The sequence below is a fragment of the Duganella sp. BJB476 genome (genome assembly GCF_003416895.1).
In the GTDB taxonomy this organism is placed as follows: domain Bacteria; phylum Pseudomonadota; class Gammaproteobacteria; order Burkholderiales; family Burkholderiaceae_D; genus Rugamonas.
Window position 1 is genome coordinate 703467 of the sequence record NZ_QVIO01000004.1, and the last position, 19242, is coordinate 722708.

Genomic DNA, 19242 nt, shown 5'->3' on the forward strand with positions numbered 1-19242 from the left:
TTTCTTGGGTGTTACGATGAGATTAATTATATGCTAATTAGTTCCACATCACCAAGATTTCCGATCTGATAATTGACGTTTACTTCAGCGTCACGCCCTGCAGGAAGAACGCCAGCTCGCGCGGATCCTGGCTGTTGGGGGCGTGCGGCGCCTCGTGCTTGAGCTCGATGCGCAGCTGGCCGTCGGCGCCGGCGCCGGCCGGCAGCGCCAGCGTGTTGGCCTGGTCCAGCTGGACCCAGCCGAGGTCGATGCCGTTGACGCGCACGCCGCTGCGGGTGTTGCCGTCGAAGTAGTGGCCCTGCAGCGACAGCTGGCGCACGCTCAGCTGCGCCGGCAGCGTGATGGTGATGGTCGACTGCGCGCCGGTGCTCCAGACGCCGTTCCAGATGCCGCCGCCCGATTCGACGCCGCTCCAGCCGGCGCTGAGCTTGAGCGGGGTGCCCTGGCGCAGCTCGGTCAGGCCGTACTGGATCGGGCCGCCGTCGCTGCGGCAGTGCAGCGCGCCGTCGATGTAGCGCCAGTTGCGGTAGCTGTCGGTGATGCGGTTGCCGTCGGCCAGCGCCATGCCGGGGCCGCACAGGTGCGCCTCGATGCCGGGCTGGGCCTGGTTGTACAGCCACTTGATCGGCTGCCCCTCGCGCGGGTAGACGTAGATGTCGGCCGGGTTGATGTAGTCATCGTTCTGGCCGCTGCGTTCGGCGAAGATTTCCGGCTCCGGGTGGTAGTGGGCCGGCGCCAGCGCCAGCGCCAGCCGCGCCAGCGGGCTGAACTTGACGTACGAATAGGTGATCGCGTGCACCATGCACAGCAGCTGCAGCGCGAACAGCGCCTGCAGCGGGCGCAGCGGCCAGTGCGGCACCAGGCTGGCGCGCCACAGCAGCACGAACAGCAGCGGCATCGCCGACCAGAACACATAGCGCATCATGCCGGCCGCGCCGGAGTTCCAGTTCAGCACGGCCAGCGCCGGCACCGACAGCGCCAGCACGAACAGCGCGGCGGCGGCCAGCACCAGCGCGGCGCGGCGGCGCTCGGGCGCGCGCCAGGCCCACAGGCCCAGCGCCGCCAGCACCGCCGGCAGGCCGATCAGCATGCCCTGGTTGAGGTCGAAGAAGAAGGAGACCAGCCGCGTCAGGCTGATCAGGCCGGCGTCGGAGAATTTCTTGACGATGATGTTGGGCACATGGAACTGGTACAGATTCCACAGCGGCGGCAGCACCAGCAGGCCCAGCCCCAGCGCCAGGCCGAGCGCGGCGCGCGCGGTGATCTGGCGCCGCAGGTTGGCGCCCAGGCCGGCGCCGGCCTGGTACTCGATGGCCAGCTTGATCAGCGGCGCGAAGCCGAAGAAGAACAGGATGGTCGGATTTTGCAGCGCCGCCAGGCCGCCCAGCAGGCCGCCGCGCAGCGGCGCGCCGCTGGCGTAGTAAATCAGGCCGGCCAGCAGCGCGGCCGCGCTCAGGCATTCTGGGCTGGTCCAGGTCCAGTACAGCACGCCGCCGCAGGCCATGAACAGCAGCACGCCGGCGCCGGCCTTGCGGGCCGAGCCGAACAGCCGGAACAGCGCCAGGCCGAGGATGTAGACCATGCCCAGGTTGATCACCTGGAAGCTCTTGAGCGGCGGCAGGCCGCACCATTGCAGCAGCTTGAACGGCACCGCCGCCAGCAGCGGGTAGCCGAAGAAGTGCACCGCGTACACCTGCTCGCCGCGGCCGCGCTCGAACGCGGCATAGACCTCGTGCTTGCCGGCCAGCATGTCTTTCTCCAGTACTTCGTAGACGGCGGCCCGTTCCGGCGCCAGGCGCTTGAGGTCGGCGATATCGCTGAGGCGCACCTCCGGCGTGCCGTGGGTGGCGAAGGCCGAGGCCAGCAGCGTGTATTCGACAAAGTCGCCGTTGATGTTGGGACGCAGCGCCGTCAGCAGCGCCAGCAGCGCCAGCGCCAGCGCCAGCATGTAGCGGCGCGCTTCGTGGCCGGCCAGCTTGTAGGGGGAAATCATCGACGGGGCTCCAGTTATCCGTGCGGAAAAAACGGGAGTATATTGCAAGATCGATATCGCCGCCAGCCTTGCCGGCGGGCGCGCTGCGCTGCGGGGTAGGAAATGCTTGTCATTTCATATAAAATTTGCTCCTTTCCGCCCAGTCTGCTGTACCGCGACGCCAACCACCTGAGCCATGAGGGCAAGTTGTACATCGGTGCCCGCTGTGCCCAGGAACAAGCCGAACTCAATAAAAGGCCGTGATATGACCCAACTTTCCCGCGCTCCGCGGCTGACGGCGCTGGCGCAGCGCCACGGCTTGACCGCCGCCGTGCTGCTTATTTTCATCTACCTGGTGCTGCGCAGCACCGGCCTGTACCCGCTGGTGTTCGCCGACGAATGGGCCTACAGCAGCGCCGCCCGGCTGCTGCCGGCGGCGCAGGCGATCGTGCCGTCGTGGCTGTACCTGTGGCTGTTCGGCCTGACCAGCGCCTGCGGCAACGGCTTCCTCGACTGCGCCCGCATCGTCAACGCGCTGCTGTTCGTGGCCTCGGCGCCGTTCCTGTACCGGCTGGCGCGCCAGGTGGCCAGCGAGCGCGTGGCCGCCGTGGTCACGGTGCTCAGCCTGCTGGCCCCGGTCAATTCCTACACCGCCTACTTCATGCCCGAGGCGATGTACTTCTTCGGCTTCAGCGTGCTGTCGTGGGTGGTGCTGGGCTACCGCCAGCTGCCGCCGCTGCGCTACGGCCTGCTGGCCGGCGCGGTGCTGGGCGCGCTGTCGACCGTCAAGGTGCACGGCGTGTTCCTGCTGCCGCCGTTGCTGGCCTATATGCTGTTCCTGAGCTGGAGCGGCGGCCGCGGCTGGCCGCTGCGCTGGCTGAAGATGGCGCTGGCGGCGCTGGCCGCGGTGTGGGCCGTCAAGGCCGGCCTCGGTTACCTGGCGGCCGGCAAGGCCGGCCTGTCGCTGTTCGGCAGCTTCTACGGCGACCACGCCAGCAACAGCGGCCGCTCGCCGCTGCACCTGCTGGCGCCGGCGTTGACCAGCCTGCGCGGCCACGCGATGGCGCTGCTGCTGCTGCTGGCGCTGCCGCTGGCCGGCCTGCTGCTGGCGCTGCTGAGCGGCGCGGCCCGCCGCAGCGCGCCGGCGCCGCTGCGCCATCTGCAGGTGTACGGCGGCCTGATGCTCGGCGGCGTGCTGGGCGTGACGGTGCTGTACACCGCCACCCTGGTCGAGGTCGGCCCGGACGAGCTGTACCGGCTGCACCAGCGCTACTATGACTTCGTCTTCCCGCTGCTGGTGATGATGGCCGCGCCGCTGGCCGCCGGACCGGTGCAGGGCGGCCGCCGCGCCGGCCTGGCCGCCGCGCTGCTGCTGGCGGCCGGGCTGGTGGTGGCGGCGCTGACGCTGCTGCCGACCTTCAAGCCGGGGCTGGTGGACGGCCCGGAAATCCAGATCCTGGCGATTTCCAAGCGCTCGCTGCAGATCGTCGCCGCGCTGCAGATCGCGCTGCTGCTGGTGTGGCTGCGCAACCGCGGCCTGGCGGCGCGGCTGTACCTGTACGCGCTGCTGCCGCTGATCACGCTCAGCGGCGACATCGGCGTGCGCCGCGTGCTGACGCGCGCCCACATCGCCGACACCTACGACAGCGCCGCGCTGACCGCGCGCACCCTGCTCACGCCCGAGCAGCGCAGCCGGGTGATCGTGTTCGGCGAGGGCAGCGGCCTGCTGCGCGCGATGTTCCACCTGGACCGCGCCGACGCGCTGTATGTCGACCTGCCGCCGGGCATGCCGGTGAGCGCGGCCGACGTGCCGCCCAACCATGAATGGCTGCTGGTGGTGGGCCGCCACCCGCTCGACCCGGAGATCAAGCCGCAGGTGCAGGGCACCGGCTTCGTGCTGGCGCGCCACGGCGTGGCGCACACGGTGGTGGCCAATGTCGACATGACGCAGCCGCTGGCGGGCGGCGTGCTGGCCAGCGTCGACGGGCTGGCGCCGCCGGAGCCGTGGGGTTCCTGGTCGGTGGGCAAGGAAGTGAAGATGACGTTCGCGGCGCCGCTGCCGGCCAAGCTCAGCCTGCTGATCCGGGCCAGCGCCTTCGGCCCCAACGTCAACGCCGATGTCGCGGTCGAGGTCGGCGGCCAGCGCCAGGTGGTCCGCCTGACCGGCGCGCCGCAGGACCGCGTGCTGCAGTTCGACACCGACGGCCGGCAAAGCGGGCTGACCATTGTGGTGCCGCAGCCGGCCTCGCCGAAGTCGCTCGGCCAGGGCAACGACGTGCGCACGCTGGGGATCGCGCTGAGCCGCTTCGAGATCGGCCGCAGCGAATAAAGGAAGAGCGGGCTAGCGCGCCAGCAGGAAGGCGCCGCCGGCCAGCAGCAGCATGCCGGCCGCCTTGGCCGGCGTGATCTGCTCGCCCAGCGCCAGCGCGCCGATGGCGGCCACCAGCACCATGGTGATGGCGGTCATGACCGGATAGGCGATGCTGATCTGCAGCTTCTGCAGCGCCAGCGAATACGCCACAAAGCCCAGCACATAACTGCCGCAGGCGCTGCCCAGCCAGAACAGGCGCAGCACATTCCAGTCCGGCCCGTGGTGGGTCGAGACCTTGATCAAATAAGTGGCCAGCGCGCTGAACAGCGAAGCGGCGGCGCACCAGGCGTAGCCGAGCAGGACGGGATTCATGGGGTTCCGATCTTAAAAGCGCGTGGCGGTCACCGCCAGCAGCAGGCACAGCGCGATGACCAGCAGGCTGGCCTTGTCCTTGCTGACGTACAGCACCGGGTCTTCATTGACTTCGCCGCGGAAGGCCAGCACCCACAACCGTCCCATCCAGAACACCAGCAGCGGCACGATGCCCAGCAGCAGCTCGGGCACGCGGTACATCTGCAGCACCGTGGTCGAATTAAAGTACAGCATGAAGATCAGGATCGACAGGAAGCCGCTGCCGACGCCCATGATGGCGATCGGCGCCTTGTCGGCGGTGGTGTAGCCGCGGCCGCTGGTCTTGTCCTTGCCCTGGCGGGTCAGGTTGTACAGCTCGCTGTAGCGCTTGAGCAACGCCAGGCTGAGGAAGATGAAGAAGGAGAACGCCAGCAGCCAGAACGACGGCGCGATCAGGGTGGCGGCGGCGCCGCCCAGGATGCGCAGCGTGTACAGCAGCGCCAGCGTGACGATGTCGACCATCAGCATGCGCTTGAGCTGGAAGGAATAGGCCAGCGTCGAGATGAAGTAGATCACCACCACCGCCAGCAGCAGCGGGTCGTACAGCGCGCACAGGCCCAGCGCGGCCAGCGCCAGCAGCGGGCTGGCGACCATGGCCAGCGGCAGCGGCAGCGAGCCGGCCGCGATCGGCCGGCGGCACTTGGTCGGGTGCAGGCGGTCGTCGTGGGCGTCGAGCGCGTCGTTGAGCAGGTAGGCGCTGGAGGCGCACAGCGAAAACGCCAGGAAGGCCAGCAGCGATTCGGTCAGGGTGGTCACGCCCAGCGCGTGGCCGGCCAGCATCGGCACGAACACCAGCATGTTCTTGAGCCACTGGCGCGGCCGCATCGCCTTCAGCAGCGCCTTGAGCGGCGCCACGCGGCGGCTGCCCAGGTGCTCGGTGCGGCGGCCGTCGGCCAGCCGGAACGGGCGGCGCGTGACGGCGTAGGCGTGGCGCGCGTGCTGCCACACGGCCAGGTCGGCGCGCGAATTGCCGACGTAGTCGTAGCCGCCGGCGCCGTACAGCTTGATCAGCGCGTCGGCCTTGTTGGAGGAGGTCAGGTTGACGCCGTCGGCCGAGGCCAGCACGTGGTCGAACACGCCCAGGTGGTCGGCGATGCGGCGCGCGAAGCGCTGGTCGGCGCCGGTGGCCAGCACCACGTGGCGGCCGTGCGCGCGCTGGCGCGCCAGCTCGTGCAGCAGCACCTGGTCGTACGGCAGCGTGGCCGGCTCCAGCGTGACCAGGCCGGCCAGCTTGTCCTTGAAGCCGGCCTTGCCCAGCAACAGCCAGAACGGCAGGCGCCAGGCTTGCCAGATGCTGGTCTTGAGGAACAGCAGCAGCGCTTCCCACAACATGTCGGAATAGCTGAGGGTGCCGTCCAGGTCGACCACCAGCGGCGGTTGCTGTTGCAGGTCGGCGCCGCTGGCGTACAGCTGGTCGGGAGTCGATAAGGTCATAAGGTGTCGTCGTTAAAAATGATCAGGAAGCGGCGCGGCGCGCCAGCCAGGCCGCCATGTCGCGCTGCAGGGCGTCCCAGGTGTAGAAGCGCCGGTGTTCGTAGTACAGCGGGCCGGCGTGCGGCCGCTCGGCCAGGCGCGCCGGATCGACCGGCTGCAGCTGCTGGCAGCCGTGGCGCAGATAGTGCCACAGCACGAAAGGAAACAGGCCCAGCCAGGTTTTCCACTGGCTCGGGTAGCGCCCCAGCCGCGCCAGGTGGCGCAGCCGCGCGCGCCAGGCGATGGGCGTGCGCTCGACCGCGCCGTTGGCCGGCAGCGGCGTCAGCACGTTGAACCACGGCGCGCGGCGCCGCCAGGCGTTGTACAGCGCATACTGGCGCAGCCGCCCGCCCAGGCCGAGCGCGGCGGTCAGCTGCACCGCCAGGAAATGCAGGGCGTCGTGGTCGTGGTGGCCGCCTTCCCAGGCGGTCACGCACACCAGCTCGACCTGCGGGTAGCCGGCCAGCCATTGCGCCAGCCAGGCGCCGGCGGCGTCCAGGTGCTGCGGCAGCTGGCCGTCGGTGATCGCCAGCTGGTCGCCGGCAAACGCGATGTCGTGCGCCGCCACGCCCATCGCGCCCAGCACCGCCAGCGATTCGGCGTTGCGGCGCGGGCCGCTGCCGTGGGCGCCGGCGGTCAGGTAGGCGCAGGCCACCCGGCGCCCCTGGCGCAGGCTGTCCTCGATGACCTGGAACACGCCGTACTCGTCGTCCTGGTGGGCGAACAGGAACAGCGCGGCCGGGGTGGCGTCAGTAGGCATCGAAATCCAGGAAGCTGAAGCGGATCGCCGCCGGGTCGAGCGCCGCCACGCGGCCCGACAGCGAGCGGTAGATCAGGTTCAGCGGCGACGGCCGCAGCCGCGCCGGGATGGTCGGGTAGCCGGTGAAGCGGCGTTCGCTGTCCGGCACCAGGCCCAGGTACAGCCGCGCCGGCGCCCAGCCGCCGGCCGCGCTGGCGCCGGCCACGCCGGCCAATGCCGGGTCGGCCGGCAGCGCCAGCTCGCCGTAGGCGCGCGCCAGGCCCAGCGCGGCGGCGTCGAATTGCCACAGCGCGCCGGCGCGGCGCATGCGCACCGGGTTGTCGGGATTGGCGCAGCGCCAGGCCAGCGCGGCGGCGCTGCGCACCCGCTCGAAGCTGACCGGCGCGCCCTGGCCGTGGGCGCGGGTGCCGACCCCGCCGAGGCCGACGCGCGCCTCCAGCGGCCGCACCAGCTGGAAGCCGAGCTTGCGGATGAAGCCCGGCGTGCTGTTGGCGTTGGCCACGCCGTACACCGCGTCGTAGCCTTGCTCGCGCGCGCTGTCGTAGGTCAGCGCGGCCAGCCTGGTGAACAGGCCCTTGCCCTGGTAGTCCGGATGGGTGGCGGTGTTGAGCGAGAGCAGCACCCGCGCCGGCTGGCCGCCGAGCAGCGCCTGGCCGGGCACGCACACATAGTGCGCCGCCAGCCGTTCGCCGTCCCAGGCGTCGTAGCCGGCCACCGGGCCGTCCGGATTGTCGACGTACAGCCAGCGCAGGTAGGCCGGCGTGAACTTGGCGCTGCCGGGGAAGCAGGCGGCAAACAGCGCGCCGTAGTGCCGCAGCGCGTCGGCGTCGGCGCGCACCGGGGCGTAGGTCAGCGCCGGCGTCGGCGCGGAGGAGGAAGGCGTGTGCTCTGTGCTCATTTGAATACCCAGAATTTACTCAGCAGGAAACCGTTGGCGGCCACCACCGGCAGCGAGGCCAGCTTGCCGGCCAGCGGCATGCCCAGCAAGGTCTGCGCCAGCCACACCAGCAGCAAGGTGATGCCGTAGTTGAGCGCCACCACGCACAGGTAGCGCGGCAGGCTGTGGCGCTGCGTCAGGCGCGCGAAGGTGACGCGCGCGTGGAACGCGTAGTTGACCATCAGCCCGGCCACGAAGCCGGCGCTGGCGGCCGCCAGCGGCGCGGCGCCGGCGCCCAGCAGCAGCTGCATCAGGCCGATGTCGACCAGCGCCGACAGCACGCCGCCGGCCACGAACACCAGGAACTGGCGCTGCAGGAACAGGCGCTCAGGCATGCGGCGCCTTCAGCGCGGCGCGCAGGTGCACCGGACGGCGCGGCACGGCGGCGATGTCGTAGGCCAGGAAGGCCAGGATCAGCTGCATGCCCATCAGCACCGGCAGCGCCGACAGCATGACGGTGCCGGGCGGGGTGGCGATGCCGGCGCGCGCCGAATCGATCCAGTGGCTGATGCCGTACACCGAGCCGCCCACCAGCATCACCAGCCCCAGCGGCAGCTCGATCGACGCCAGCGACATATTGCGCAGGTAGTAGTTGTAGAACAGCCGCTTGCCGAAATTGCGCGCATGCTTGAGCAGGAATTCGGTGACGATCTTGGAGATCTTCAGGTTGCTGACCTCGTCGCCGTAGCTGGCGTCCATCGGCACGTCGGCCACCACCGCGTGGATGGTGTTGAGGCGGAACAGCATGTCGGTCTCGAAGAAGTAGCGGCGGCTGACCTTGGCGAACGGGATGTGGCGCGCGGCGTTGGCGTGGATCGCGGTGAAGCCGTTGGTGGGGTCGAACAAGTCCCAGTAGCCGGACGACAGCTTGGTCATCAGCGACAGCACGGCGTTGCCGAACAGGCGCATGGCCGGCATCTGGCGGATCTGTTCCAGGTCGAAGAAGCGGTTGCCCTTGGTGTAGTCGGCCTCGCCGTTGGCGATCGGCGCGACGAAGGCCGGGATCAGGCGCGCATCCATCTGGCCGTCGCCGTCGACCTTGACCAGGATCTGCATGCCGTCGGCGATCGCGGCCTGGTAGCCGGTCATGACGGCGCCGCCGACGCCCTGGTTCTCGGCGTGCTGCAGCACCACCACGCGCGGGTCGCGGCAGTGCGCCTTGACGTGCTCGCCGGAACGGTCGGGGCAGCAGTCGTCGACCACGTAGATGCGGCCCACTTCGGGGCCGATGCCGGCGATCACGCCGAGGATGTGGCGCGTGACTTTGTAGCTGGGGATGATGACGGCGATCGCCGGGGCGGCGGTGACAAGCTCGCTCATACGCTGGGGCCTTCCTGGGTCGATGGGGTGGGGAACAAAATGGCGGTCAGGTTGCGGGCGTTGTCGGCCCAGGTCTGCCACGGCATGCCGGACGAGGGCTGCACCTGGCCGGCCGCGTGCAGCCGCAGCCACTCGCGCACGGCGGCGGCCAGCGCGGCGCCGTCGTCGCCACTGAAGTATTGCGCGTGGGCGCCGGCGATCTCGCGGAACACCGGAATGTCGCGCGTGAGCAGCGGCAGGTCGTGGCGCGCGGCCTCGATCAGCGGCAGGCCGAAGCCTTCGCCCTCGCTCGGGAACAGCAGGCAGGCGCAGTCGCGGTAGACCCGCTCCAGGTATTCGTCGCTGATGCCCTGCAGCCAGTGCAGGCGACGGCCCAGTTCCGGGTGGCCGCGCAGGCGCGCCATGATGGCCGGGATGGTGCGGCGGCCGCCGTCGGGCAAGCCCTTCCAGCCTTCGCCGCCGACCACCACCAGCCGCACGTCCGCGCCGGCGGCCCACAGCTGCTCGAAGGCGTCGAGCGCCTGCAGGTGGCCCTTGCGCGGCTCGATGGTGCCGACCATCAGGAAGCTCGGCGCCGCGGCGATGTCGGCCAGCACGGCGGCGGCGTCGTCGGCCAGGCCGGTGCTCGGCAGCGAGGCGGCGATGTCGGCGCCGTGGTGCAGCACGGCGAACTGCGGCAACGGCCGCTGCGGCGCGTGCTGCTGCAGCCAGGCGCGGGTTTCGTCGGCCACCGCGCCGCTGATGCACAGCAGGCGGTCGGCGTTGTTGCTGACGGTGTGCAGCCATTTTTCAAACACGTCGTCCACCCGCGCCGGGAAGAACTCCGGCCGCAGCACCGGCAGCAGGTCGTGGATCAGGAAGTTGACGCTGACGCCGGCGTCGCGCCAGCGCTGGAACAGGCCGATGCGGCCGGCCTCGGTGACGGCGCCGGGGAAGAAGTCGGGGCTGTAGAACACGTCGCCGGCCGCCACCACCACTTCGTCCTCGATCACGCCGTAGCTGTCGGTGCCGGTCAGCGTGTGCTGGTAGCGGCGCGCGTAGCGGTAGTGCCAGCGGCCGCCCTCGTCGCTGAGGTAGACCGGCAGCACCTGGTAGCGCGTGCTGTGCAGCGCCATCAGCTCGGACAGCTGGGCCCGCACCACGCGCTGGATGCCGGTCTTCAAGTCTTCGCGCGCCACCGCCGAGACGTCGACCAGCAGCTGCGGGGCGACGCCGCCGCCGCCGACGCTGGCGTGGGGCTGGTCGGACAGCAGCGCCTGCTGCAACTGCTGCGCGCTCTGCTGCCAGGTCAGCCACGGCATGTCGGCCGAGGCCGGCGCGCGGCCGGCCGCGTGCAGCGCCAGCCAGGCCTCGATGGCGGACGCCAGGTCCTGCGGCGACTTGCCGTCGAAGTAGTAGGCGTGCTCGCCGGCCACCTCGCGGAACACCGGGATGGCGCGCGCGATGATGGGCAGCCGGTGCTGGGCCGCCTCGATCAGCGGCAGGCCGAAGCCTTCGCCTTCCGAGGCCGCCAGCAGCGCCGCGCTGTGCTGGTACAGCTGTTCCAGCATTTGGTCCGACACGCCGGGCAGCCAGAACAGGCGCTGTTCGCGCTGCGGGTGCTGCTCCAGCTGCCTGACCAGGGCCTCGACCAGCCAGCCGTTCTTGCCGACGATGACCAGGTTGACCGCCACCCCTTGCGCCCACAGCAGCTCGCAGGCGGCCAGCGCCTGGGCCTGGCCCTTGCGCGGCTCCAGCGTGCCGACCATCAGCAAGGTCGGCGCCTCCTGCAGCGCCTGCAGCACGCGCCCGGCGTTGTCCGGCAGGCCGGTGCTGGGGGCGCTGGCGTCGAGGTCGGCGCCCAGGTGGAAGTGGCTCAGCTTGAGCGGCGCCTGGCGCCGGTTGGGGCGGGTCGCCACCCACGCCGCCAGCTCCTCGGAGACGGCGCGCGAAATGGCGACGATGCCGTCGGCCGCGTAGGTGATGGTGTCGAGGTAGTCGGCGTAATACTTGTCGGCGGCGAAGGTGAAGCATTCGGGACGCAGCACCGGCAGCAGGTCGTACACCACGAACCACACGGCGACGCCGCGGCGGCGCATCGCCAGCAGCTGCGGCTGGTTCTGCGAGGTGATGTTGGAGGCCAGGTCGAGGCCGAGGAACAGGTCGCCGGCGCGGCTGTCGATGGGCGCGTCCTCCAGCTGCGGCGAGCGCACGCCCAGCATCTCGGCGGTGAAGCTGCGCGCGTAGCGGTAGCTGCGGTTGCTGCCTTCGCTGTACACCGGCTCGACGCGGTAGCCGGCCGGCGGCGCCTTGATCAGCGCCAGCACGATGCTGCGCACCACGCGCTGGATGCCGGTCTTGTAGTCGGCCTGCACCAGCGCCGAGATATCGATCAGCATCTGGCGCGGCGTGGCGCCCGGCTGGTTGGCGGCGATGGAGGCGGCCGCGCCGATCAGCTGGCTGTCGTCCGGCGCCGGGCGGATGGCGCTGACGGCGGCCACCAGCTGGCGGTAGTGGCCGGCGGCGCTGTCGCGCGCCAGCTCTTCGATGGCGCCATGGTACTGGCGGCCGACGGCGGCCGGCGCGTGGTGCAGGCGCACGTGCGCGCGGCCGGCCTCGGCCAGCTGGGCGCGGCGCTGCGGCTGCGCGTACAGCTCGGCCAGCGCGGCGCTCAGCTGGGCGTCCTCGAACAGGTCGGGCAGCTTGACCAGCACCGCGTCCGGCAGGGTGGCGGCGGCGCCGTGGGCGTTGATGATGGCCGGCACGCCGTGCAGCAGGCAGTCCAGCACCGAGGCCGAGGTTTCGCCGCGGGTCTGGGTGCGCAGCTGCACCGCGACGTCGCTGGCGGCCAGGTAGTGCTGGTAATCGTCGGTGCTGACGAAGCCGGTGATGGCGATGCTGGCCGGCGTGTCGTGGGCGGCGCCGGTGATCCTGCGCGCCAGCTCGGCGCCGTACTGGCCGCCTTCATTTTCGCCGACGAACAGCAGCCGGCAGTCGATCTGCCGCGCCAGCGGCGAGGCCAGGAAGGCGTCCAGCAGGCGGTGATTGAGCTTGGTCGGTCCCAGCATGCCGAAGCTGCACACCAGGAACTCGTGTTCGGCGATGCCCAGCTGGCGGCGCGCGGCGGCGCGCAGTTCGGCCGGGGTCTGGCCGGCCGCCTGCGGCGGCAGGCCGCGCAGCAGCGGCAGCGTGCGCCAGGTGTCGGCGCTGCCGGGGCCGTACCATTGTTCGGCCAGCGTGCGCGAGAAATCGGAATGGACGATGACGCCGGCGGCCTGGTCCAGCACCGCCTTGTTGCTCGGCATGGCCCAGATCGACGGGTTGTGGCCCAGCTCCTTGTGCGCCAGCAGGCCGCTGTGGCCGTGCGAGGCGTACAGCGCGCGCACATAGGCCAGCGGCTGCACGCCCTCGCGTTCCATGTTGTCGATCACGCCGCTGAGGAAAAAGTCGTGCAGCACGACGATGCCGGGGTGGCGCTCGAGCAGCGGGAACATGTACTGGTGGGCGTTGGAATTGCCGAAGTGGTAGAGCAGGCGCTGGAAGTGCGGCGCCTGCTGGTCGAACTGTTCCGGCGTGAGCAGCGGCAGGCGGGCGCCCAGCGCGGTGGCGGCGACGCCGCCGGCGCTGGCGGCCGCGACCACCAGCGTGATGTCGTAGTACGGTTCCAGTTCGGCGATCAGCTCGACGCTGTAGTCGGCGATGCCGGATTTTTCCGGCGGCAGCGGCGAGATGTAGGCCAGCCGCGGACGGGCGGCGGCGGTGTTGGCGCTGGCGGCGCGCTGCGCCAGCCGGGCCGCGTGCGCCTGTTCCAGCGCCAGCCACAGCGCGGCGGCTTCGGCCTCGGCGTCGAGCCCGGCGGCGATCGCCGGCCGCACCAGCGCGGCGCCGCGCAGCGCCGCCTGCTGGCGCTCGGCCAGCGCCTTGTCGGCGGCGGCGCCGGCTTCGGTGTAGACCATGGCCACGCCGTCCGGGCCGGGGCCGAACACGGTGTCGTTGAGCGCGACGTCGAACAGGCCGGGCGCGAACACCGCGTCCGGGTTGAGGCTGGCGAGGAAGCCGTCGCGCACCAGGGTGGCGGCGTGGTGGCTCCAGCCGTGGCCGGCCGGGACTTCATAGCTGAGCAGTTGCGCCGGCGGCAGGCCGGCGAAGGCCAGCCGCAGGCGGTCGATGTGCTCGCTCTGGCCGGCGGCCAGCGCCAGCAGGACGGTGTGCGGGGTGCTGCGGGTGGCGGCCTGGCGCAGCAGCGCCTGGGCCAGCGCGAGCACCGCGTCCGGCGCGCGGGCGGCGCCGTTCTGGCAGGATTGGAGATCGATTACAAGGCGCATGTTCAGTGGTCGTTAGAGTGTTGTGCGCGGCGCAGGTCGTCGAGCACCTTGCGCGCCGACAGCGGCAGTTCGCGCAGCAGGTGCGGCACGGCGGCGGCGCCGACGGCCGGGTCGCCCTGCTTGATGGCCTGCAGGCTGCGGCTGATGGTGCTGCTCAGCTTGGGTGAGCGGCTGATCAGCGGGATCAGCACGCGGCGCAGCGCCGGGCGCGAGCTCAGCCAGCGCACCCCGCGGCGCACGCCGCTGTGCGCGGCGCGCACGGCCAGCTTGGGCAGGCTGTTGTCGCCGCGCCGGGCCAGCGCGCGCAGCGGCGCGGTGAGGCGCCACGAGCTGCTGGCGTACACCGCCGTCAGGCGTTGTTCCATCAGCGTGCCCCATTCGGCGGTCTGGTGCAGATTGTTTTCCAGCTGGCGCGCGGCGCTCTCGGACTGGCGCAGCTCGGCCTGCAGCTGCAGCACCTGGTCCTGGCGCTGTTGCAGCTGCTGCGTCAGTTGCTGGCGCATCTGCAGCATCTGTCCGCTCAGTTGTTCGGCGCGTTCGGCGCCGCTCCGCACGGCGTCGTTGACGGCCTGTTCCAGTTCCTGCCCGCGCTGCACGGCGCGCGCGACGTCCTGTTCCAGCGCGGCGCTGTGGCGGGCCGCGCGGGCCACGTCCTGCTCCAGGGCCGCGGCATGGCCGGCCTCGCGCGCCACCGCCTGTTCCAGCTCGGCGCCGCGCTGCACCGCGCGCGTGACGTCCTGCTCCAGCGCGCTGCTGCGGGCGTCGGCGCTGCGCGCCAGCTGCCAGGTGCTTTCGACCTGCTGGTCGAGCTCCTTGCCGCGGCGCCAGGCCTTGTCCAGGTGGTGGGTGATGAAGTCGTCGAACACATTGGGCTGCAGGTGCAGCCGTTCGGCCAGTTCGGCGTGTTCGTCGGCGACGTAGTAGCGGTTCAGGCCGTCGAACCAGGCGTACTGGTAGCGGTGGCCGGTGACCAGCGCTTCCCAGTCGCCGTGGTTGCTGTCGCGGCTGTTGGGCATGATGGCTTCGACCACCACGATCCACGGCCGGCACAGCGTGAAGTCCATGCCGCGCAGCACGTCGCCCTCGAAGCCTTCGACGTCGATCTTGAGGAAGTGCACCTCGCCGCGCACATGCTCGCGGCAGATCTCGGCCAGGGTCAGCAGCGGCACCGTGTGCTCGACCACCTGGTGGCCGTGGGCGCGGTGGGCGGCGGCCACGCTGCTGTCGGTCGAGGCCCAGCCGTTGACATCGGGCACGTCGAACAGCGTGATGCTGCCGCTCTCGGCGCCGGCCGCCACGTTCAGGTTGATGTCGCGCGGGCGCTGCTCGCGGAAGGCCGGGCCGTAGGACGGCATCGGCTCGACGTTGATGCCGGACCAGCCCTGGTCGTAGAAGGCCTTGGTGACCGAGTGCAGTTCCGGATCGTTGGCGCCGACGTCGATGTAGCAGCCGGCCGGCACGTCCTTGAGCGCGCGCCACAGCAGCACGTCTTCAAAATTCTGGGCGTAGGAGATAAAGCTCATGTGCGGGTGATCTCGATGGCGGGGTCCAGCCAGGCCGAACCCTCAAAATGGGGACGCTGCATGTTCACCACGGTAAACACCAGCGCCAGGTCGCGCCACTCGTAGTTGTTGACCAGGTGGGTGGCGGTGCTGACGATGGCGGTGGCCACCGAATAGCTGCCGGCGCCGAGGTTGGCGGCGAAGCGGAAGCTGTAGGTGACGCGCTGGCCGGCCTGCATGTCTTCCAGCGGCAATTCCTTCAGGTGGGTGTTGGTGCCGTACATGGCCTGGCCGAGCCGGTCCTTGATCATATAGCCGAGCACCATGCGCGGGATGGCCTCGTGCACCGCCACGGTGATGCGCAGCGTGACTTCCTGGCCGACGTCGACCACTTCGACCGCCTCGCCGGCGTCGTTCAGCAGCACGATCTCGGCCACGGTGGCCTCGCCGGTGCCGGAGGTGACCTGCAGCTTGCCGTCGTCGCGCTGGTTGAGGCGCAGCGTGCTGTTCTCGCGTTCGGCGATCATGGCGTTGTAGTAGTCCATGATTTCCTCCGGCTTGCCTTCGCGCGCCAGGCGGCCGCCGTCGAGCAGGATGGCGCGGTCGCACACCGACTGGATCGCCTGCTTGTCGTGCGACACCAGCAGCAGCGTGGTGCCGGCGCGGCGGTACTGGCGGATCCGCTCGAAGCTCTTGTGCTGGAAATAGGTGTCGCCCACCGACAGCGCCTCGTCGACGATCAGGATGTCGGGGCGGCGCGCGGTGGCCACCGCGAACGCCACGCGCATCTGCATGCCGCTCGAGTACACCCGCACCGGCTGGTCGAGGTAGTCGCCGATTTCGGCGAAGGCTTCGATGTCGGGCATCAGCGCGCTGATCTCGTCGACCGTCAGGCCGATCAGCTGGCCGGCCATGTAGACATTCTGGCGGCCGGTGAAGTCGGGATGGAAGCCCATGCCCAGCTCCAGCAGCGCGGCCACGCTGCCCTGCATGTGGACGCTGCCGGTGCTGGGCTGGGTGGTGCCGGTGATCAGCTTGAGCAGGGTGCTCTTGCCGGCGCCGTTGATGCCGATCAGGCCGACCGCCTCGCCCGGCGCCACCTGGAAGCTGACGTCCTGCAGGATCCACTTGAGCTTGTGGCGCGGGCCGTTGAACGGCAGCATCCATTCGCCCAGGCGCGACCAGCGGTTGGGATAGAGTTTGTAGGCCTTGCCCAGATTGCTAACAGTAATTGCGCCCATCAGAGTTCATCCACCATTTCACCCGCGCGCTTGCGGAACAGTTGCAGGCCCAGCAGGCAGGTCGCCAGCGCCGCGCCGACGGCCGGCAGCAGCGACAGCCATTGCGGCGGCTGGCCGCTGACCAGGATGGTCTGGTAGGCCTCGATCACCGCCGCCATCGGGTTCCACACCAGCAGGCCGCGCACTTCGGGCGGCAGGATGCTGGCCGGGTAGACGATGGGCGTGAACCAGAACCAGAACTGGATGAAGATCTGGAAGAACTGGCCGACGTCGCGGAAGAAGACGTTGAGCACGCCGAGCACCATGCCGACCCCGATCGCCAGCGCGACCTGGATCAGCAGCACCGGCAGCAGCGCCAGGAACACGGCGCCGGGGAACTGGCCGGAGGCGATCAGGAACACGGTGAACAGGCCGAAGATGATGCCGAAGTTGACCAGGCCGTTGAGCACCACGATCAGCGGCAGGCAGATGCGCGGGAAGCTGATCTTCTTGAGCAGGTTGGCTTGTTCGAGGAACATGTTTTGCGCGCGCGAGGTGATCTCGGCGAACATGCCCCAGGCCAGCACGCCGGCGCACAGGTAGATGCTGTAGCCGTATTCGCTGGCGTTGCCGGGCAGGCGGTTCTTCATCACCTGGGAAAAGATCAGCGTGTAGACCAGGATCATGGCCAGCGGGCTGAGCACGGTCCAGGCGGCGCCCAGCATGGTGTTGCGGTATTTGGACTGGAATTCGCGCTTGACGCTGCCGAGCACGAAGCCGCGGTAACGCCACAGCCCGCGTAGCATGGCGATCGACATCATGCGGCCCGTGCGCGCTGCGGTGAACGAGGGGAGGAAGGGCGGAGAGGCATCATGGGACAGGCACGCGGGGCGGAAATTACGAGACGGGGATTATACCGCACGTCTTGTTATGCAAGTAACATGTTACAGCTTGTCACACTGCGCAGCGACCGCCGCGCACGGCCGCTCAGTCGCCCTGCACCAGCTTTTGCAGCGCGTCCGGATCCTTGATGAGCAGGCGGTGCGGCTCCTTCTGGACGATGCCCTGCTGGACCAGGGTCAGCAGCGCGCGGGTGACGGTCTCGCGGCTGGTGTTGATCATGTTGGCGATGTCCTGGTGGGTCGGCAGGTTTTCCACCACGGTGCCGTCCGGGTTTTTCTTCTGCATCAGCACGATGTAGGCGTAGATGCGCTTGGCCGTGTTGTTGATGCTGAGCAGGGCGCGGAATTCCGAGTCGCGCTGGATCTTTTGCGCCAGGTGGCGCAGCATCTGGCGCGCCACCGACGGCGAGTGCGAGAACAGGTTCATCGCCACCGGCGCCGGCAGGAAGGCCACCAGCACGTCGGTCATCGCCACCACCGAGGCCGAGCGGGTGGAGCTGTTGATCAGCGCGATCTCGCCGAAGAAGTCGCCCGGCACCAGCATGCGCAGGCCGATCGCGCGGCCGTCCTCGGTGACGTCGATCACCTGGAGCGAGCCCGACAGCAGGAACAGCAGGCCGTCGCCGCTGCCGCCCTTGTGCAGCACCACTTCGCGCTTGGCGTACTGGCGGATGCGCATTTCCGGCTTGATGGCCAGCACTTCCTCGTCCGACAGCTCGGACAGCAGCGGAATCTTGCGCAGATGGATCTGGATCTGGCGTTCTTCCGCGGGCGGTACGGCCGGCGGCGACAGGGGGGCAGGGGCGGGTGTGGACGTCATGGTGCGATTGTAACGTGTTCGGCGGACGCCGGCTTCACAGTCCCTGCCACTGCCAGCTGAGCTGCAATTGCCGGTCGTTGTATTGGAATATGGAAATATTCTCCTTGTTGCGCACCTGGCGCGCCTCCAGCTGCAGCGACTGGGTGTTGCTCAACGGATAATTGATCGAGGCGCGCAGCACCTGCGTGGTCTGGTCGCGCACCTGGTCGAGGAAGCCGGGCGAATAGGCCGAGCTGCTTTTCCAGGTCTGGTGCGTGTAGCCGAGCTCGCCGCTGGTCTCGCCGAACAGGCGGCGCCGCCATTGCGCGTTGAGCAGCCAGCCCTCGCGGTTGCCGCCGGGGCGGGCGCTGCCGCCGCGGTCGCTCAGCCGCGCCAGGCTGGCGCTGGCGCTGTCGTCGTCGAGCCGGTAGTTGAACTGGCCGCGCAGCTCGGCGGTGTTGGAATCGAAATTGCTCAGCGTCAGGTAGGTGACATGGGTCAGGCTGGTCGTCAGGCTGAACTGCATGCTGCCCGGCAGCGGCAGCGGCGGGCCGATGCGCGCCTGCACCTGGCTCTGGCGCTGGTACAGCTGGTGGCCCAGCGTGATCAGGCCCAGGCTGGCCGAGCCGTGCAAGGTCCAGCGGCCGAAGCGCCACGGCGTGTCGACGCCGGCAAACAGCGACGACGAGTTGTACAGCCCCAGGCGGTCGTAGCGGCGCGACTGGAACTGCGCATAGCCGGTGGTGCCGTTGGAGGTGATGTCGCTGACGTAGTCGGCCGTGAGCACCGTGTACTGGTCGTGCTTGGGATGGAAATCCTCGGTCAGCGGCACCTCGACCGGCACCCCGGTGACGCTGTAGCCGCCGCTGCTAGCGCCCTGGTTGACGTTCTGGTCGATGCCGCGGCCGACGCTGAAGGCGGTCTGCGCGTGCGGGCGCCAGTGCGCGCAACCGGCGCTGCGCGCCTCGGTGATCAGCTGCACGATGCCGGGCGAGGGGTTGAAGCGGCTGCGGATGATCTCGAACATGCGTTCGGCCTCGTCCTCGTGGCCGAGCGCGCACTGGATCAGCGCCAGGTCCAGCCAGGCGCCGGCGTGCAGCGGCTCGCCCTCGATCACGCGGCGCAGCGTTTCGCTGGCGTCGGTGTTGCGGCCCTCGGCGATCGACTGCAGCGCCTGGCGGTACAGCTGCTGGTTTTCGCCGTCCTCGGTCTGCGCCGGCGCGAGCGGGCTCAGCACCAGTGCGGCGACCGCCAGCAGCGCGCGCGCGATGGACTTCAAAGACGGGCCTCGGCGGCCGCCGCGTGGGCGGGCTGGGCGGGGTGGTCGGTGG

14 protein-coding genes are annotated in these 19242 nt (G+C 69.9%); 1 reads left to right on the plus strand and 13 read right to left on the minus strand.

What is annotated here, in order from left to right; translation table 11 throughout:
* Positions 1–79 precede the first annotated feature (79 nt).
* Positions 80–1993 carry a hypothetical protein gene (locus D0T21_RS19730; RefSeq protein WP_116991496.1) on the minus strand — a complete coding sequence of 638 codons (1914 nt, stop codon included), beginning with the start codon at positions 1991–1993 and terminating at the stop codon, positions 80–82.
* A 244-nt stretch (positions 1994–2237) separates the two neighbouring features.
* Here D0T21_RS19730 and D0T21_RS19735 point away from each other — a divergent pair, with 244 nt between their 5' ends.
* The gene (locus D0T21_RS19735) at positions 2238–4301 is read left to right on the plus strand and encodes a glycosyltransferase family 39 protein (protein ID WP_158568023.1); all 2064 of its coding nucleotides are present in this window, start codon (positions 2238–2240) and stop codon (positions 4299–4301) included.
* 12 nt (positions 4302–4313) lie between these two features.
* Here the strand turns inward: D0T21_RS19735 and D0T21_RS19740 are convergent, their stop codons facing one another.
* From D0T21_RS19740 to D0T21_RS19795, 12 genes are all read right to left on the minus strand, one after another.
* Positions 4314–4655, minus strand: coding sequence for an SMR family transporter (locus D0T21_RS19740; RefSeq protein WP_116991494.1), 342 nt, complete (start codon positions 4653–4655; stop codon positions 4314–4316).
* Positions 4656–4667: 12 nt separating this feature from the next.
* Positions 4668–6128, minus strand: coding sequence for a UbiA family prenyltransferase (locus D0T21_RS19745; protein WP_116991493.1), 1461 nt, complete (start codon positions 6126–6128; stop codon positions 4668–4670).
* Positions 6129–6150: 22 nt separating this feature from the next.
* Positions 6151–6927, minus strand: a complete 777-nt coding sequence (locus tag D0T21_RS19750; RefSeq protein ID WP_116991492.1) for a PIG-L deacetylase family protein — start codon at positions 6925–6927, stop codon at positions 6151–6153.
* Positions 6917–7825, minus strand: coding sequence for a GNAT family N-acetyltransferase (locus tag D0T21_RS19755; RefSeq protein ID WP_116991491.1), 909 nt, complete (start codon positions 7823–7825; stop codon positions 6917–6919). Before D0T21_RS19755 ends, D0T21_RS19750 begins: the two co-directional genes overlap by 11 nt.
* Complete coding sequence (locus D0T21_RS19760; RefSeq protein WP_116991490.1) at positions 7822–8199, minus strand: GtrA family protein; 378 nt, start codon at positions 8197–8199, stop codon at positions 7822–7824. The genes D0T21_RS19755 and D0T21_RS19760 overlap by 4 nt, the downstream gene beginning before the upstream one ends.
* Entirely contained in the window at positions 8192–9184 is a 993-nt protein-coding gene (locus D0T21_RS19765; RefSeq protein ID WP_116991489.1) for a glycosyltransferase family 2 protein, read from the minus strand. The genes D0T21_RS19760 and D0T21_RS19765 overlap by 8 nt, the downstream gene beginning before the upstream one ends.
* Complete coding sequence (locus D0T21_RS19770) at positions 9181–13488, minus strand: glycosyltransferase (protein ID WP_116991488.1); 4308 nt, start codon at positions 13486–13488, stop codon at positions 9181–9183. Before D0T21_RS19770 ends, D0T21_RS19765 begins: the two co-directional genes overlap by 4 nt.
* Positions 13489–13490: 2 nt before the next feature.
* A complete protein-coding gene (locus D0T21_RS19775) occupies positions 13491–15011 on the minus strand; it encodes an FkbM family methyltransferase (RefSeq protein ID WP_116991487.1) in 1521 nt (506 codons plus the stop codon).
* Complete coding sequence (locus D0T21_RS19780; RefSeq protein WP_116991486.1) at positions 15008–16231, minus strand: ABC transporter ATP-binding protein; 1224 nt, start codon at positions 16229–16231, stop codon at positions 15008–15010. The genes D0T21_RS19775 and D0T21_RS19780 overlap by 4 nt, the downstream gene beginning before the upstream one ends.
* Complete coding sequence (locus D0T21_RS19785) at positions 16231–17031, minus strand: ABC transporter permease (RefSeq protein WP_116991485.1); 801 nt, start codon at positions 17029–17031, stop codon at positions 16231–16233. Before D0T21_RS19785 ends, D0T21_RS19780 begins: the two co-directional genes overlap by 1 nt.
* A gap of 166 nt (positions 17032–17197) precedes the next feature.
* Positions 17198–17932: a Crp/Fnr family transcriptional regulator gene (locus D0T21_RS19790; RefSeq protein WP_229211556.1), complete on the minus strand. Its 735-nt coding sequence runs from the start codon at positions 17930–17932 to the stop codon at positions 17198–17200.
* 34 nt (positions 17933–17966) lie between these two features.
* Positions 17967–19242: bacterial transcriptional activator domain-containing protein (locus D0T21_RS19795; RefSeq protein ID WP_307720726.1), on the minus strand; the 1276-nt coding region annotated here is incomplete at its 5' end.